The sequence below is a fragment of the Pantoea trifolii genome (assembly GCF_024506435.1).
GTDB lineage: Bacteria > Pseudomonadota > Gammaproteobacteria > Enterobacterales > Enterobacteriaceae > Pantoea > Pantoea trifolii.
In genome coordinates this window covers 854,192-869,045 of the sequence record NZ_JANIET010000001.1, presented here as the reverse complement: position 1 = coordinate 869,045, position 14,854 = coordinate 854,192, and the positions used below count along the sequence as shown (strand labels likewise).

The 14,854-nt window shown below is 54.8% G+C and carries 12 protein-coding genes; 6 read left to right on the top strand and 6 right to left on the bottom strand.

Annotated features, from left to right (window positions below):
* Positions 1-3: 3 nt before the first annotated feature.
* Positions 4-1,497, bottom strand: coding sequence for a dGTPase (gene dgt / locus NQH49_RS03860; protein ID WP_256695657.1), 1,494 nt, complete (start codon positions 1,495-1,497; stop codon positions 4-6).
* Between the two features lie 97 nt (positions 1,498-1,594).
* On the opposite strand from dgt, the gene mtnN reads away from it, so the two are divergent.
* From mtnN to NQH49_RS03845, 3 genes are all read left to right on the top strand, one after another.
* The gene (gene mtnN / locus NQH49_RS03855; protein WP_256695655.1) at positions 1,595-2,293 is read left to right on the top strand and encodes a 5'-methylthioadenosine/S-adenosylhomocysteine nucleosidase; all 699 of its coding nucleotides are present in this window, start codon (positions 1,595-1,597) and stop codon (positions 2,291-2,293) included.
* Complete coding sequence (btuF, locus tag NQH49_RS03850; RefSeq protein WP_256695653.1) at positions 2,286-3,095, top strand: vitamin B12 ABC transporter substrate-binding protein BtuF; 810 nt, start codon at positions 2,286-2,288, stop codon at positions 3,093-3,095. Before mtnN ends, btuF begins: the two co-directional genes overlap by 8 nt.
* Positions 3,096-3,203: 108 nt before the next feature.
* Positions 3,204-3,455 carry a hypothetical protein gene (locus NQH49_RS03845; RefSeq protein WP_008108497.1) on the top strand — a complete coding sequence of 84 codons (252 nt, stop codon included), beginning with the start codon at positions 3,204-3,206 and terminating at the stop codon, positions 3,453-3,455.
* A gap of 34 nt (positions 3,456-3,489) precedes the next feature.
* On the opposite strand, the gene erpA is transcribed toward NQH49_RS03845, so the two are convergent.
* Complete coding sequence (gene erpA, locus NQH49_RS03840; RefSeq protein ID WP_256695652.1) at positions 3,490-3,837, bottom strand: iron-sulfur cluster insertion protein ErpA; 348 nt, start codon at positions 3,835-3,837, stop codon at positions 3,490-3,492.
* 200 nt (positions 3,838-4,037) lie between these two features.
* Between erpA and hemL the strand changes: the two genes are divergently transcribed.
* Positions 4,038-5,318 carry a glutamate-1-semialdehyde 2,1-aminomutase gene (gene hemL, locus NQH49_RS03835; protein ID WP_256695651.1) on the top strand — a complete coding sequence of 427 codons (1,281 nt, stop codon included), beginning with the start codon at positions 4,038-4,040 and terminating at the stop codon, positions 5,316-5,318.
* Between the two features lie 31 nt (positions 5,319-5,349).
* On the opposite strand, the gene fhuB is transcribed toward hemL, so the two are convergent.
* From fhuB to fhuA, 4 genes are read right to left on the bottom strand one after another with little or no spacing between them, the layout of a single operon-like run.
* Positions 5,350-7,326, bottom strand: a complete 1,977-nt coding sequence (gene fhuB, locus NQH49_RS03830) for a Fe(3+)-hydroxamate ABC transporter permease FhuB (RefSeq protein ID WP_256695650.1) — start codon at positions 7,324-7,326, stop codon at positions 5,350-5,352.
* Entirely contained in the window at positions 7,326-8,204 is an 879-nt protein-coding gene (fhuD, locus tag NQH49_RS03825; protein ID WP_256695649.1) for a Fe(3+)-hydroxamate ABC transporter substrate-binding protein FhuD, read from the bottom strand. Before fhuD ends, fhuB begins: the two co-directional genes overlap by 1 nt.
* Before the next feature lie 9 nt (positions 8,205-8,213).
* The gene (gene fhuC, locus NQH49_RS03820; protein WP_007888799.1) at positions 8,214-9,008 is read right to left on the bottom strand and encodes a Fe3+-hydroxamate ABC transporter ATP-binding protein FhuC; all 795 of its coding nucleotides are present in this window, start codon (positions 9,006-9,008) and stop codon (positions 8,214-8,216) included.
* A 55-nt stretch (positions 9,009-9,063) separates the two neighbouring features.
* Entirely contained in the window at positions 9,064-11,268 is a 2,205-nt protein-coding gene (gene fhuA, locus NQH49_RS03815) for a ferrichrome porin FhuA (protein ID WP_256695648.1), read from the bottom strand.
* 333 nt (positions 11,269-11,601) lie between these two features.
* Here fhuA and NQH49_RS03810 point away from each other — a divergent pair, with 333 nt between their 5' ends.
* Both NQH49_RS03810 and NQH49_RS03805 read left to right on the top strand, forming a co-directional pair.
* On the top strand, positions 11,602-13,428 hold the full coding sequence (locus NQH49_RS03810) for a glycosyltransferase family 25 protein (RefSeq protein ID WP_256695647.1): 1,827 nt from the start codon (positions 11,602-11,604) through the stop codon (positions 13,426-13,428).
* Between the two features lie 3 nt (positions 13,429-13,431).
* Entirely contained in the window at positions 13,432-14,817 is a 1,386-nt protein-coding gene (locus tag NQH49_RS03805) for a bifunctional cytidylyltransferase/SDR family oxidoreductase (RefSeq protein ID WP_256695646.1), read from the top strand.
* Positions 14,818-14,854 lie beyond the last annotated feature (37 nt).

Sequence of the window (14,854 nt, the reverse complement as noted above, 5' to 3'; positions counted from 1 at the left end):
CGCTTATTCAACCGCCATTAATCGACGATATTCATCCCAGGCATAATTGTCCGTCATCCCGCTAATGTAGTCCTGAATTAAACGCGCACGATAATAACGTTCCCACAACAGGCGTTGATATTTATGCTCAACAATTAATGAACGCATGTGTTGCTGATAGGCTTTGCGATGTTTACCGGAAAGCTTATGAAACAGCCGAGTTTCAATCGGATGCTTTGCCAGAAAATCCTCGTTCATCAAGGTGGTAAATTGCTCGTAATCCAGCAGCAGCAATGACTGATATATTTCGAGCAGACCTTTAATCACCCGATAACCCTGCAATTCCAGTTGTTCAACTTCCGGATGATTAAATACCTGCTGACGCGCCACCGTTTTGAACAGTTTCAGCAAGCGTCCTTCTTCGCCATCATCTTCCAGTAAGGCGTGATTAAAATCGCCTTCGAAAATAGCCGGCAAGTTGTCGATGAAACGCTTAACCGCATGGCTAACCAGCACGTTTTGCACGTTAACCCGCAGCGACATAAAGAATTGATCGCTGATACTGCGGCGTTTTTTCTGATTAGCCTCTTTCCAGGCATCGCCGATGGTGCGGCTGAAAACATCGCCGGTTTTTACCGTACCCCAAGCTTCGAGTAAATGCTTATACAGCGTTTCAACATGGAAGATGTCTTTTTCTACGGCGTCATCCAGATCGGCAATGCAATAAGAGATATCGTCTGCAGCTTCCATTATCCAGGTGAGCGGAAAACGATGGTGCTCTTTTATATTTGTTGCCTCGCGTAACTCAGCCACATATTCACGCTCAGATAAATAGAAGCCCGGTTTTTTCATTAATACGCTAAATTCAGCCGGTTTATCGCCTTGCCACCATGCGGGCGCGGTATATTTCAAAATACAGGCGACCTGCGCATAGCTGAGATTGAGTTGCAGCAGCGTGTGCACCAAACGAATCGCCTGAGCGTTGCCTTCGAAATGGCATAAATCTTGACGAATCATTGCATTTAACTGGTCAAAAGCAGATCGCTCTGATTCATCGGCAACGCCCGCCACCAGCGGATCGACCAGCTCGGCAGGCAGATTATCGTCGAACCAGTCATTGATCGCCGCCTCACCAAAGTGACCAAACGGCGGATTGCCAACATCGTGCAGCAAACAGGCCATCTCAATCAGGCTTTCGAAGGCACCTTCAAACTCATCCAGCCCATAATTCGCCAGCCCGCCGCCCTGCGTTTTCAGCGCTTGCAGAATCTCTTTGGTGATATAGCGCCCGGTTTGCTGCACTTCGAGCGAGTGCGTTAAACGTGAACGCACCGCCGCGTTGCGCTCCAGCGGGAATACCTGGGTTTTCTGTTGCAGACGACGAATAGCGGCGGAGTTAATAATACGTCCGCGATCGCTTTCAAAGTGGCGGGTAATAAAGTATTCCCCTTCGGGATCTTTGCGGCTGGTATAAGGGCGGGTGAAACTGATCTTCTTCCTGAAATTAATCGCCGCCATAATTACCCCTTATTTTTTCGTGAATTCTTCCTCAATCAGCCATGTTAGACTATGCCTCACTTTTGCGGGTTACATCCATTAAATTAGCGAGATTCTTATGAAAGTAGGCATTATTGGCGCGATGGAGCAGGAAGTTACTCTGCTGCGTGACAAAATCGAAAACCGCCAGACACTGACGCTGGCCGGCTGCGAAATTTACACCGGCACGCTGAATGGTGTTGAAGTGGCGCTGCTGAAATCAGGCATCGGTAAAGTGGCTGCCGCGCTCGGCACCACCTTGTTGCTCGAGCTGTGCAAACCGGATGTGGTGATCAACACCGGTTCCGCTGGCGGATTAGCGTCAACGCTGAAAGTGGGCGATATCGTGGTGTCCGATGAAGTGCGCTATCACGACGCCGACGTCACCGCCTTCGGCTACGAGCCCGGCCAGATGGCCGGCTGCCCCGCGGCTTTCGTGGCAGATGACAAGCTGATTGTCGCCGCTGAGCGGGTTATCAAGCAGCTCGACCTCAACGCGGTGCGCGGTTTGGTCGTGAGCGGCGATGCGTTTATCAACGGCGCGGCACCGCTGACGCGCATCCGCACCACATTCCCGCAGGCGATCGCGGTGGAGATGGAAGCGACCGCGATTGGTCACGTTTGCCATCAGTTCAAGGTGCCGTTTGTGGTGGTGCGCGCGATTTCTGACGTCGCCGATCAGGAATCACACCTCAGCTTCGACGAGTTCCTAAGCGTTGCGGCAAAACAGTCTTCGCTGATGGTAGAAAACCTGCTGGTTCAGCTGGCGCGTGGCTAAAATCCTGCTGCTCGGGCTGTTGCTGCTGTGCAACAGCCTGTTCGCCGCCGCGCCGCGCGTTATTACGCTTTCGCCCCATCTGACCGAACTGGCCTTCGCCGCAGGCATTACGCCGCTGGCCGTCAGCGCCTTCTCTGATTATCCCGCGCAGGCCAACGCGCTGGAGCAGGTCGCGAACTGGCAAGGCATCAAAGTGGAACGCATTCTGCAGCTCAAACCGGATGTGGTGCTGGCGTGGCGTGGCGGTAATCCGCAGCGGCAAATCGAACAGCTGCAGCGTTTCGGGATAAAGGTTGAGTGGATCGATCCGCAAACCATTGATCAAATGATCGATGCGCTGGCGGCGTTACAGCGCTGGAGTCCGCAGCCGCAGCAAGCGGTTGATGCGGCGCAGGCATTACGCGCGCAGGAAGCGGCGCTGCGCAAGCAGTATCAGCAAAGTACGCCGATCGCGCTGTTTTTGCAGTTTGGTCAGCAACCGCTGTTTACTGCTGCGCGTAACACCATGCAAAACCAAATGATTGAGCTGTGCGGCGGCAGGAATATTTTTGCCGATAGCAGCGTCAGTTGGCCGCAGGTGAGCCGTGAACAGGTGCTGATGCGCCATCCGCAGGCGATTGTCATCGGTGGTAACGCCGCACACGCCGCCAGCATTACCAAATTCTGGCAGCCGCAGCTGGATGTGCCGGTGATCGCCATCAATGACGACTGGCTGAGCCGTCCGGGGCCTCGCATGCTGCTGGCAGCGAAACAGCTGTGTGCAGATTTACATCCGTCGAAAAAAAGCACCATTAAAGATTAAAGATCCGGCAGAAATTGTCGTAAATCATAATACAAGGCGCAGCGGCCACGTATGCTCTGTGCCCATTTTTAGCGCTTAGCACAATTTTGTCTTCACCAGGAACTATTCATGACCAGAGCACTGCTGCTGGCCATAGGGCTCGTGATCGCTGCACCACTGAGTGCGGCCACGTCGACCGGCTCTATCGCCGTCACCTTAACGTTATTCTCGCGTTGCGATATCTCACGCCAGAATGAACACACTCTGCCCACCGTGGATTGTGGACGCCACTTCAGCGCGCAGCCGCGCATTACCGAACGTGTGTTAAAACGCGATGCCACGCGCCGTGAATCCGCGCGTTTAGTGACAATAGAGTGGTAAGAATCTGGCTACCAGAACGGCAGCCAGAGCAGTATTAGATGCTGAAGGAAGAACCACAACCGCAGGTGGTTTTGGCATTCGGGTTGGTCACGATAAAACGTGAACCTTCCAGGCCTTCGGTGTAATCCACGGAACCGCCCACCAGATATTGCAGGCTCATCGGATCCACCACCAGCGCCACACCTTGTTTCTCGATGGTCATGTCGCCGTCATTCATTTGATCGTCAAAGGTGAAGCCATACTGGAAACCGCTGCAACCGCCGCCGGTAATATAGACGCGCAATTTCAGCGCGGGATTCTCTTCATCAGAAATCAGGTTTTTCACTTTTTTTGCTGCTGCATCAGTGAATTGCAAAGGCAGCGCTGCTAAGTCGTCACTCATCTTTTACTCCGGGTAAACGTCGAGGTCAGAAAACGACCTTAATTTCGCTATTATCTGCCAGCCGTCCAGTGCAATCAAGTCTCAAGCTTGACACTGCGTGCCGCCGCCTGCGCAGGAAAGTATATACCCTAAACTTTAGCGCAAGCCGTTATTCCCGTAGAATGGCGCCAGATTTTTTCCCGAACAGCAGGAGCAGAACAATGAGTAAGTCAGAAAACCTGTATGCCGCAGCGCAACGCCTGATCCCCGGCGGTGTGAACTCCCCGGTACGTGCATTTACCGGTGTGGGCGGTGTGCCGCTGTTCATCGAACGCGCTGACGGTGCGTATCTGTATGACGCCGACGGCAAAGGCTATATCGATTATGTCGGTTCGTGGGGCCCGATGGTGCTGGGTCACAACAACGCCAACATCCGTAACGCGGTAATTGAAGCCGCCGCGCGCGGTCTGAGCTTCGGCGCGCCGACCGAGATGGAAGTGAAAATGGCCGAGCTGGTGTGCGAGCTGGTGCCAAGCATGGACATGGTGCGCATGGTTAACTCTGGCACCGAAGCCACCATGAGCGCCATTCGCCTGGCGCGCGGCTTCACCCATCGCGACAAAATCATCAAGTTCGAGGGCTGCTATCACGGCCATGCCGATTGCCTGCTGGTAAAAGCTGGCTCCGGCGCGCTGACGCTGGGACAGCCAAACTCGCCGGGCGTACCGGCCGATTTCGCTAAACACACGCTGACCTGCACCTACAACGATCTCAGCACCGTGCGTGCGGCTTTCGAGCAATATCCTGAGGATATCGCCTGCATCATCGTTGAGCCGGTCGCGGGCAACATGAACTGCATTCCACCGCAGCCAGACTTCCTGCCGGGCCTGCGTGCGCTGTGTGACGAATTCGGCGCCCTGCTGATCATCGACGAAGTGATGACCGGCTTCCGTGTCGCGCTGGGCGGTGCTCAGGCCTATTACGACGTGACGCCAGACCTGACCTGCCTCGGTAAAATCATCGGTGGCGGCATGCCGGTTGGTGCTTTTGGTGGTCGTCGCGAGGTGATGGATGCGCTGGCGCCAACCGGTCCGGTTTATCAGGCGGGTACCTTGTCCGGTAACCCGATTGCCATGGCGGCGGGCTTTGCATGTCTGTCGCAGATTGCGCAGCCGGGTACGCACAGCACACTGACCGATCTGACCACGCAGTTAGCGCAAGGCTTGCTGGACGCGGCGAAGGCCGAAAACATTCCGCTGGTGATCAACCACGTTGGCGGCATGTTCGGGATTTTCTTCACCGACGCCGATGAAGTCACCTGCTATCAGGACGTGACTCAGTGTGATGTGGAACGCTTCAAGCGTTTCTTCCACCTGATGCTGGAAGAAGGCGTTTACCTCGCGCCATCCGCTTTCGAAGCCGGCTTTATGTCGCTGGCGCACAGTAAAGAAGATATTCAGCGCACCATCGATGCCGCACGACGCAGCTTCGCGAAACTGTAAAATAAGAAGGGCGCCACATGGCGCCCTTCTGCTATGCCCGCCGCAACAGCCAAATAAAATACGGCGCACCAAAGAAGGTCGCCATCAACCCGGCTGGAATTTGATCCGGGAACGCCAGCATCCTGCCGCACCAGTCGGCGAAAATCATCAAACCGCCGCCCAACAAACCGGCCATCAACACCTGCGGTAACGCACGGCGGAACCCAAGCATGCGCACGATATGCGGCGCCATCAGCCCAATAAAGCTCAGCGGCCCAATAGTTAACGTGGCCGTGGCGGTCAATGCCGCAGCCAGCAACAGCAAGCTAAGGCGCGAGGTGGTCAACGCCATACCCGCTGAACGCGCAGTGGCGCTGCCGAGTGGCAACAACGTTAGCCAGCGACTCGCCAGCGGTGCCAGCGCAATCAGCACCAAACCCACCACCGCGCTTTGCACCGCTTGCTGCATATTGATGTTGTAGGTTGAACCGGAAATCCAGCTCAGCAAGCCGCCCATGCGCGGATCGCCGCTGGCCAGCAGCACCATCAAAATAGTGACGAACGCGCTGTTGAGCGCCATGCCCGCCAGCAACATGCGTTCTGGCGAGAAGCCGCCGCGACTCGCCACCAGCATAATAATCATCAGCGTCAATGCCGCACCCAGCGCACCGGCAGGCAACAGCCAGGCTACCGCATCCCCCGGCACAAAGAACATCATCACCACCACGCCACACGCCGCACCCGAGCTGATGCCCAGCACTTCAGGGCTCGCCATCGGATTGCCGGTGAGACGCTGGATCAGCGCACCTGCCACGCCGAGCATCATGCCGACAATCAGCGCGGCCAATACGCGCGGTGCGCGCCACGGCAGCAGTTGATGCAGCATATCGCCGCCCACCCACGTAAAGCCCTGCGCATCACGACCAAAGGTAATGCCAACCCAGCTGAACACGCCCAGAATCAGCAATCCAATCAGGCACCAGCGCAAGACGTTCTGCCGCTCAGCCGGCACGCTATCGCCCTGATTGAGCGCCGGTGGCACCGATCCGGTACGCAAGCGCGGCAACAGCCACAGCAGAATCGGCACGCCGATCAGCGCGGTCGCCGTGCCGGTCGAGACTTCGCGCCAGTGGCTGGTAAGCCACAATACGCACTGATCGGCCAGCCACAGCAGCAGCGCACCAATCAACGGGGCCAGCATCATGCGGCTCATCAGGCGACGTCCGCCGAGCATCTTCGCCAGCAGCGGCGCAAACAGGCCAATAAAGCCGATGATGCCCGCAACATTGACCAACTGCGCGCTAAGCAAAATCGCCAGCGCCAGCGCGGCAATACGCGCCGCCGACAGCGCCAGACCGAGATTTTTCGCTACGCCATCATCGAGCCCCATCAACGTCAGCGGGCGCAGCAGCGCCAGCGCCACCACAAACGCCAGCAGCAGACGCGGCCACAGCTGGGCCACGTTGTGTCCATCCAGCTGATTGAGTGCGCCGGTGCTCCACAGGAACATGTTTTGCAGCTGATCGTGATTGAAGATAGCGAAGATTTGATTCACCGAACCGGCGTACAAACTCAATACCAGCCCAGCCAGAATCAGCGTCACTGGCGACAAACGTTTGCCCCAGGCCACGCCGAATACCAGAATGCCGACCAGCACCGCGCCGCCCATCGCCGCAAACTGCTGCGTGAGCTCGCCGCCCGGCAAATGCCATAAGGTCGCGACGGTAATCCCCAGCTGAGCGCCCGACGACACGCCAAGCGTGGTAGGTTCCGCCAGCGGATTACGCAGCACCTGTTGAAACAGCAAACCAGCGAGGCCAAGGCCCGCGCCAACCAGCAGCGACAGCGCCAGACGCGACAGCAAGCTGTGATGAAACACCACTTGCTGGATGTTGTTGATGTCAGGCGCGAAAAACGCCTGAGACCACTGATCGCCTGGCAGCGCCTGACGCAAATTGATAAAAGTTAAGGCCAGCGCCAGCAGAAAGACTGCACTCAGCAGCGCGACGGGAAAAAGACGATTGCGCATCAGTGCGACTCCAGCGCGTGTTCCAGCACGCGGACAAATTTCAGCGCCGAATAGGTCGCGCCGTAATACCACACCGCCGGCACGCGCTGGAAACGCTGCGCGCGCACAAACGGCAGCGCCTGCCACAGCGCGGTAGCCATCACTTGCTGCATATCGCGATCGTTATCGTGATCGAAGCAGATCACCTGCACATCACCTACTTCCGCCAGCCGCTCCAGCCCAACAACCGCGCTGCCCCAGAAGTTGGTTTCACCCTGCCAGGCATTGCTCAAGCCAAGGATCTCCATCACCTCGAGAAACAGGCTGTTTTTACCGAAGGTAATCGCATGGCGGCTATCCATCAGTGACATCAGCAGCACCGGACGATCGGCCCACGGCTTGAGGCGTTCACGCGCCGCCGCCAGCTGCTCATCCACATACTGCAGATGCTGCACGGCCTGCGCTTCACGGCCAAGATGCGCGCCGAGCGCCTGCAGCGAGTGACGCGCGGTGCTGAGCGGTTTGCCGTCGCCGCTATTAAGGTCAAAACCCATGGTCGGCGCGATGCGCTGCAGCTTATCCAGCGCCGGGCCGTAACCATTGGAGTGCAGAATGAGCGAAGGTTCGAGCTGCGTCATCAGCTCCAGATTGGGTTCGGTGCGCAGACCGAGATCGATAACGCCGGACGGCAGCTGCGGATCGCCGACCCAAATGTTGTAGTTGTGCATGTCGGCCACGCCGAGTGGCGTCACGCCGAGCGCCATCAGCAGCTCCACCGGCAGCCATTCCAGCGCCAGAATGCGCTGCGCATCCGTTACAGCGGCACGCAGCGGCAACGCGGACATCAACGGGGAAAGCGCCAGCGCCGTCAGCAGACGGCGGCGAGAAATGTCGAACATGGCGAGGCCTTAATAAACGAAACTGACGGGCGCGCCGCCCAGCGGATGCGGCAAAATGCCCATCGGAATACCGTAAATGTTGCCCAGCACATCGGCCTGCATGATCACCTCAGGGCCGCCTTCGGCAATCACTTCGCCACCGCGTAATGCTACCAGACGATCGCAATAGCGCGCCGCCATGTTGAGATCGTGTAGCACCGCAATCACCGTCAGCCCACGTTCGCGGCTGAGACGCTGAATCAGCGCCAGCACATCAACCTGATGGGCGATATCCAGCGCCGACGTCGGTTCGTCCAGCAGCAGACAGCGACTGTTCTGCGCCACCAGCATCGCCAGCCAGGCACGCTGGCGCTCGCCGCCAGAAAGGCTATCCACCAGACGCCCGGCAAAAGGCTTTAATCCCACCAGCGTAATCGCCTCTTCTACCCGATCGCGATCTTCCTGACCATAGCGGCCCAGCGCGCCGTGCCACGGATAGCGGCCAATCGCCACCAGCTCGCGCACCGTCATGCCTTCCGCCGCGGGCAGCTGCTGCGGCAGATACGCCACCTGACGCGCAAAATCTTTGCTGCCCCAGTTATCTACCGCGTCCTCATTCAGCAACACGCGCCCTTCACTCGCCGCATGGTGACGACCGAGCATTTTCAGCAGCGTGGATTTGCCGGAACCATTATGACCAATCAGCGCGGTGACTTTGCCCGGTGCAAAAGTAAGAGACAGCGGATGCAGCAGCGTGCGGCCTGGCACACGAAAACTGACGTTATCCAGCCTGAAGGTGGTTTCTGCGTGGTGCGGATGCTGCATGATAATCCCTGGTTAATCGGTAGGGTCGCCATTAATGGCGACCTACGTAACGTGATCAGAAGCGGAAAGTCGCAGTACCGACAATCTGACGCTCAGCGCCCCAGTAGCAGGCGTAGTCGCGGTAGCAGCTGGCGACATATTCACGATCGAACAGATTATTGACGTTAACGCCGATGGTGGAGCCCGGCATGCCAAAGCGTGCGAGATCGTATTTCAGCGCGGCATCAACGGTGGTGTAACCGGCGACGTCAAAGTTTTGGTTCTCGTTCGCCGGGTCATTGGCGCTGTAGATACCTTTGCTTTCGCCGACATAACGTACACCTGCACCCAGCGTTACGCCTGAAAGCGCAGTTTCATGGAAGGTATAATCGCCCCACAGTGATGCCATATGCTTCGGCACCTGATTTGGCGTTTTACCTTTCAGATTGGTGTCTTCGGTATATTCCGCATCAGTGTAGGTATAGGACGCCGTCATGTTGATGTTGGCATTTAGCGCTGCTTTAGCTTCCAGCTCCACGCCACGTGAACGGATTTCACCGCTCTGAATGCTGGCAAATGGATGGTTAGCCGTATCCGGATCGGCCGTCAGATTTTTGGTTTTGGTCAGCTGATATACCGCAGCCGTCAGCACCACCGGACGATCTTTAGGAACGTATTTCACACCGGCTTCATACTGCTTGGCACGCGAAGGATCAAAGGCTTCGCCATCGAAGGTTGAACCCGCATTCGGGATAAAGGCTTCGCTGTAGCTGAAGTATGGCGCGATGCCGTTATCAAACACGTAGTTCAGCCCGCCACGCCAGGTGAATGCCTGATCGTTCTGACGATCAACGCTATCGGCCACGCGATCGTATACCGAGTTCATCGCGTAATCGTAGCGACCGCCGAGGGTTAACACCCAGCGATTCCACTCCATCTGATCCTGTGCGTATAAACCGGTTTGGCGCTGCTTATTGAGATGCTGATAAGGCGTCGCAAACGGCGTCACGCTGTCATCGCCATATTGCGGATTAACAGCATTCAGCGGTGATGCGGTACCAAATTGCGCATCAATATCGTTGCGGGTGCGCTGGAAATCGACACCCAGCAACAGCGTGTGATCAACCTGCCCCGTCGCAAATTTAGCCTGCGCCTGGTTATCAACGGCAAACTGATTCAGCTTTTCATTAGAAACCGCTGAACCGCGCGTGATTTGCTGTGTTACTGAATTAAAACCATTGCCATAAATGCTACGATAATCCGTTCTCAAATCCGCATAGCGCAGATTCTGTCGCACCGTCCAGGTGTCGTTGAAGCTGTGCTCGAAGTTGTAACCCACCATCTTGGTGTTGCGCGAAATCTTGTTGCTGTCTTCGCCTTCATCAAAGTTGGTCGGCAGCTTGTAACTGCTGCCGTCAGGACGCGTGATGCCTACCACGGTGCCCTGACGCGGCAACCAGCCGTAATAGCCGGTTTCCGGTTCGTTCTGGAAGTAGGTCAGCAGATCAAAACGCGTATTCTCATTCGGACGCCAGCTGAACGACGGCGCAATGGTGTAGCGTTTCTCTTTATTCATCTCCTGCTGCGCATCAGCGCTGCGCGCGAGGCCGGTCAGGCGATAGCTGTAAACGCCGTCATCATCCAGCGAGCCGCCGAAATCGAAACCGGTGGAGAACTGATTGTTGGTGCCCATCTGGAACTGCACTTCACGCAGCGTCTCCTGCGTAGGACGCTTACTAACCAGCGACACCACGCCGCCCGGATTGCTCTTGCCGTACAGCACCGAAACCGGACCGCGCAGCAGCTCGGCGCGCTCGAGGAAATAGGGATCGATAGCAAACTCAGAGTAGTTATCGCCCTGCAGTTTCAGGCCATCAAGATATTGATTGGTGTTGGTTTCGCTGAAGCCGCGAATAGAAAGCGCATCGATGACATTGGAGCTACCGCGGTTGCCGGTCAATACGCCAGGCGTATAGTTGAAAGCCCCTTTCACGCTGGTGACGTTTTTCATCGCCATCTCTTCCTGCGTGACCACAGAGATCGACTGCGGGTTCTTCTCAATCGGCGTATCGGTTTTGGTGCCGGTGGCGCTGCGTTTGGCCGCGATGGTTGGCGACGGGCCCCATGCATTCTCTTGCGCCACGCCGCTGCCACCATCGGCGCTGACAACCACGGTATCTTCTGCCAACGCCTGCACGCTGAACGTACCCAGAGTCAGTGAAATAAGCCAAGCCAACGAACGCGGGCGGAAAAAACAAGGATTGGTGTTTCGCGTATTCATAAGTGAGGTCTCTCGAAAAAAGTCGATGCAGGCGAATACAAACGAGAATGATTATTATGACGCACGGATTTTAGGCGAAATAACTCCACATTCGCAACGTCTAATGGCCGTTAGCGCGGCGTTTACAGCCAGATCGCGCATATTCATGATCGCGAATAATAAATTAGCGATGAAGCGAGCGCAGGCCACCAATCGGGAAATTACACTGCCGCAAAGCGGAAATTCATTTCATCCCGATTGAGCCATTAATTAAAAATAATCAATAAAATCATTTATTTAAGAATTGGCCCACTAATTGCTTATGTCATGCATTCTCTTTCTAAAGACATCGTCATGGCCGCTATAAACTGGAACATTGTTGATCGCGTTATCTTCATCAATTTGAAGAAACGCAAAGACCGATTAACCCGCATCACTAAACAGCTTAAAAAGTTAGGTCTAACCGCTGAAAAAATCGTTCGTCTGAATGCGATCAAGCATGAAAAGGGCTACATCGGCTGCACGCAATCGCATATTGCCGCGCTGGAGATGGCACGCGATAACGGCTGGGAGCGGGTGCTGATTCTGGAAGATGACTTCAGCTTTGATGAAAACCAGGCGAATTATGACAATCTCAACCGCTACTTTGCCGCCCTGCCGCAAATCAACTGGCAAGTGGCTTTTCTGGCGGCCAATTATCGCCGCGTCACGCCGTTGAAAAGCGTGGACTATATCGTGCGCGCTAACTTCGCGTGGTGCGCCTGCGCGTATATCGTCAATCTCCGCTATTACGCCACGCTGATTGAAAACTATCGCGCAGCGCTGCAGGCACAATTGCAAGGTGGCGCGCAGGCGCAATATGCCCTTGATGTGCACTGGAATAGCCTGATGCAGCAGGATCTGTGGCTGGGCGTGTTCCCCAACGCCGGCGCACAACGGCTCGACAAAAGCGATATCGAAAATAGAACGGTAGATTACCGCGCACTCTTCAGAAAGCCGTTGAGTCAAATTGTTGCGCCCGCCAAATTCACGCCCTCCACTACCGGTCCAATTAAGGTCGATTTTTACTTCCAGTGGCCGCCGGGTTGGACAAATTTTGAATCGGTAATTGAGGCGATGCAGGCCAATCCCGTCTTCGATTGCCGCATCGTGGTGGTGCCTTACCTGAACTGGAAGGCCAGCGATGTTAATGGCGATATTCAGCGTGAAATTCTGCGTGAAAGAGGGCTCGACTATATCGGGTTTGAAGATTATCAGTTGGAGGCGCGTCAGCCGGATGTGGTGTTCCTGCAAAACCCTTACGACGAAGCGCGACCCGAAGCCTTCCGCAGCGACTACTTGCATGAGCGCGGCGTGAAGATCGCTTATATCCCTTACGCGCTCGACACCGGAATTGGCGCTGAAAGTATGGTGTATCAGTATAATTTGCTCTGTCAGAATCTGGCGACGTGGGTATTTGCCCGTTCAGAAAAACATAAAGCTGAGTTTGCACTGCAATGTCAGGCAGGAAATCGCCATGTACACGTTACCGGCCATCCTAAATTTGACCACTATCAGCGTCGTTTCCCTCTTTCAGATAAGCCGCAGCCACGCACAGTAACCACTTTCCTGTGGACACCGCATTTCGTGCTGCCGGGCGATCAGAAGATGTACACCACTTTCAACCTTTACGGCAGCGCGATCCTGAAGCTGATTGAGCGTCAGAATATTCATCTGATCATTCGCCCTCATCCGCTGCTAAGCCAGTGGATAAATGAAGCCAACTCATCGGCACGTAGCCTTTATCAGCAATTACTTAGCACGGCGCAGCAGCACGCCAATCTGGAGTGGGATCACGGGCATGATTACACCCATACTTTTGCGCGTTCCGATGCACTCATCGCAGACGCCGGCTCTTTCCTGCTGGAATATCTGCCGTCGAAAAAACCCATCCTCTATCTCACCCACGAAACCTGCCACGGTTTAAACCGCACTGCAGATTTCATTTATGACGCCTACGACGTTGCCTGGTGCGAAGAGGATATTTTCACCTTTGTTGACAACATTGTCGCGGGGCGCGATGCAATGAAAATGCGCCGGGAACAGGTGCTGCAAGAGGAACTGCAGATAGAAAAGAAAACGGCGGGCGAGAAGATCGCTGAAATTATTTGTTCATCACTCAGACCGCAAGCGGCGGAATAAAAAATGAAAAATGTAGCCATAATACTTTCTGGCGGTACAGGCACCCGCTTTGGCAGCGACAAGCCGAAACAATTTGCTAAGTTGGCGGGTCGTGCGGTGATTGAATATACCATCGAGCGTTTTGAAACGTCGGTCGACATTGATGAGATTATTATTGTCTCGCAAAATGAGTACATCGATTTTATGTGGGAACTGGTGGCTAAAAATCAGTGGCATAAAGTGAGTAAAGTGGTGAACGGCGGTAAAGAACGTTTTGACTCGACATATTCCGCACTGAAAACCCTTATCGACTATGACGGTCAATGCAAAATCTTACTGCATGATGCCGTGCGGCCATTAATTAGCGACGCAATCATTCGCAAATGCGTAGATGCCCTGGAATCCTTTGACGCCGTAGATGTGGTGATCCCCTCAGCAGATACCTTAGTAGAAGTACACGATGATGGCTGCATTGCCCATATTCCTCATCGTGCCAGCATGCGTCGTGGCCAGACACCTCAAGCATTTCGTCTGGAGAAAATTCGCCAGGCTTATGAGAAAGCGGCGGCCATAGGTAAGTTTACGTTTACCTGCGACTGCGGCGTGCTGCGTAATATGCTGCCTGAAACGCGTGTTATTACCGTTGAGGGAGATGAAAACAATATCAAAATCACCCATCCACTTGACCTCTATATCGCAGAGAAATTGCTGCAGGAGAAAAGCTCACATTCATTGAATACTGCCAGTCTCGATTTCCTGCGCGATAAGCATATGGTTATTTTTGGTGGCGGTAGTGGAATTGGTCTGGAGATGATGAAAGTTGCCACGCTATGCGGGGCCAAAGTGCATATTGCCAGCCGTTCACATAATGATATCGATATCACTCAGCTCGACAGCATTAAAAACTATTTAAATAACATCATTGCCGAGCATGGCAATATTGATTATATCGTCAACACTGCAGGTGTATTAATTAAGAAACCGCTCTCCACGCTGACTCAGCATGAAGTTATGGCGCTGATTAACATTAATTATCTCGGGGCCGTAAACGTGGCGATTGCGGCAAAAGAGCGCTTAACCAGTAATTCCGGCATGTTATTGAATTTTACATCCAGTTCCTATACGCGCGGACGGGCCTTTTATGCCCTTTACTCCTCTGCAAAAGCTGCGGTAGTCAATTTGACTCAGGCGCTGGCGGAAGAGTGGATTGAGGATAAGGTCAAAGTGAACTGCATTAATCCTGAGCGTACCGCAACGCCGATGAGAACCGTTAATTTTGGCGAGGAACCGGCAGACTCACTGTTACATGCGCGAGACGTTGCAGTAAAAAGCCTGGAAGTTCTGGTGACGCAAAGCACTGGTATGGTTATTGATATTCGTAAAAGTAACTGCAAGAACCAGCCCCGCTGACCACCTATCCCAATGAAAAAGGGCGCCGCAGCGCCCT

Excerpts from the sequence above, each read along its gene's own strand:
- dgt (WP_256695657.1), bottom strand. The coding sequence starts at position 1,497 with ATGGCGGCGATTAATTTCAGGAAGAAGATCAGTTTCACCCGCCCTTAT.
- mtnN (WP_256695655.1), top strand. The coding sequence starts at position 1,595 with ATGAAAGTAGGCATTATTGGCGCGATGGAGCAGGAAGTTACTCTGCTG.
- NQH49_RS03845 (WP_008108497.1), top strand. The coding sequence starts at position 3,204 with ATGACCAGAGCACTGCTGCTGGCCATAGGGCTCGTGATCGCTGCACCA.
- erpA (WP_256695652.1), bottom strand. The coding sequence starts at position 3,837 with ATGAGTGACGACTTAGCAGCGCTGCCTTTGCAATTCACTGATGCAGCA.
- hemL (WP_256695651.1), top strand. The coding sequence starts at position 4,038 with ATGAGTAAGTCAGAAAACCTGTATGCCGCAGCGCAACGCCTGATCCCC.
- fhuB (WP_256695650.1), bottom strand. The coding sequence starts at position 7,326 with ATGCGCAATCGTCTTTTTCCCGTCGCGCTGCTGAGTGCAGTCTTTCTG.
- fhuD (WP_256695649.1), bottom strand. The coding sequence starts at position 8,204 with ATGTTCGACATTTCTCGCCGCCGTCTGCTGACGGCGCTGGCGCTTTCC.
- fhuC (WP_007888799.1), bottom strand. The coding sequence starts at position 9,008 with ATGCAGCATCCGCACCACGCAGAAACCACCTTCAGGCTGGATAACGTC.
- fhuA (WP_256695648.1), bottom strand. The coding sequence starts at position 11,268 with ATGAATACGCGAAACACCAATCCTTGTTTTTTCCGCCCGCGTTCGTTG.
- NQH49_RS03810 (WP_256695647.1), top strand. The coding sequence starts at position 11,602 with ATGGCCGCTATAAACTGGAACATTGTTGATCGCGTTATCTTCATCAAT.
- NQH49_RS03805 (WP_256695646.1), top strand. The coding sequence starts at position 13,432 with ATGAAAAATGTAGCCATAATACTTTCTGGCGGTACAGGCACCCGCTTT.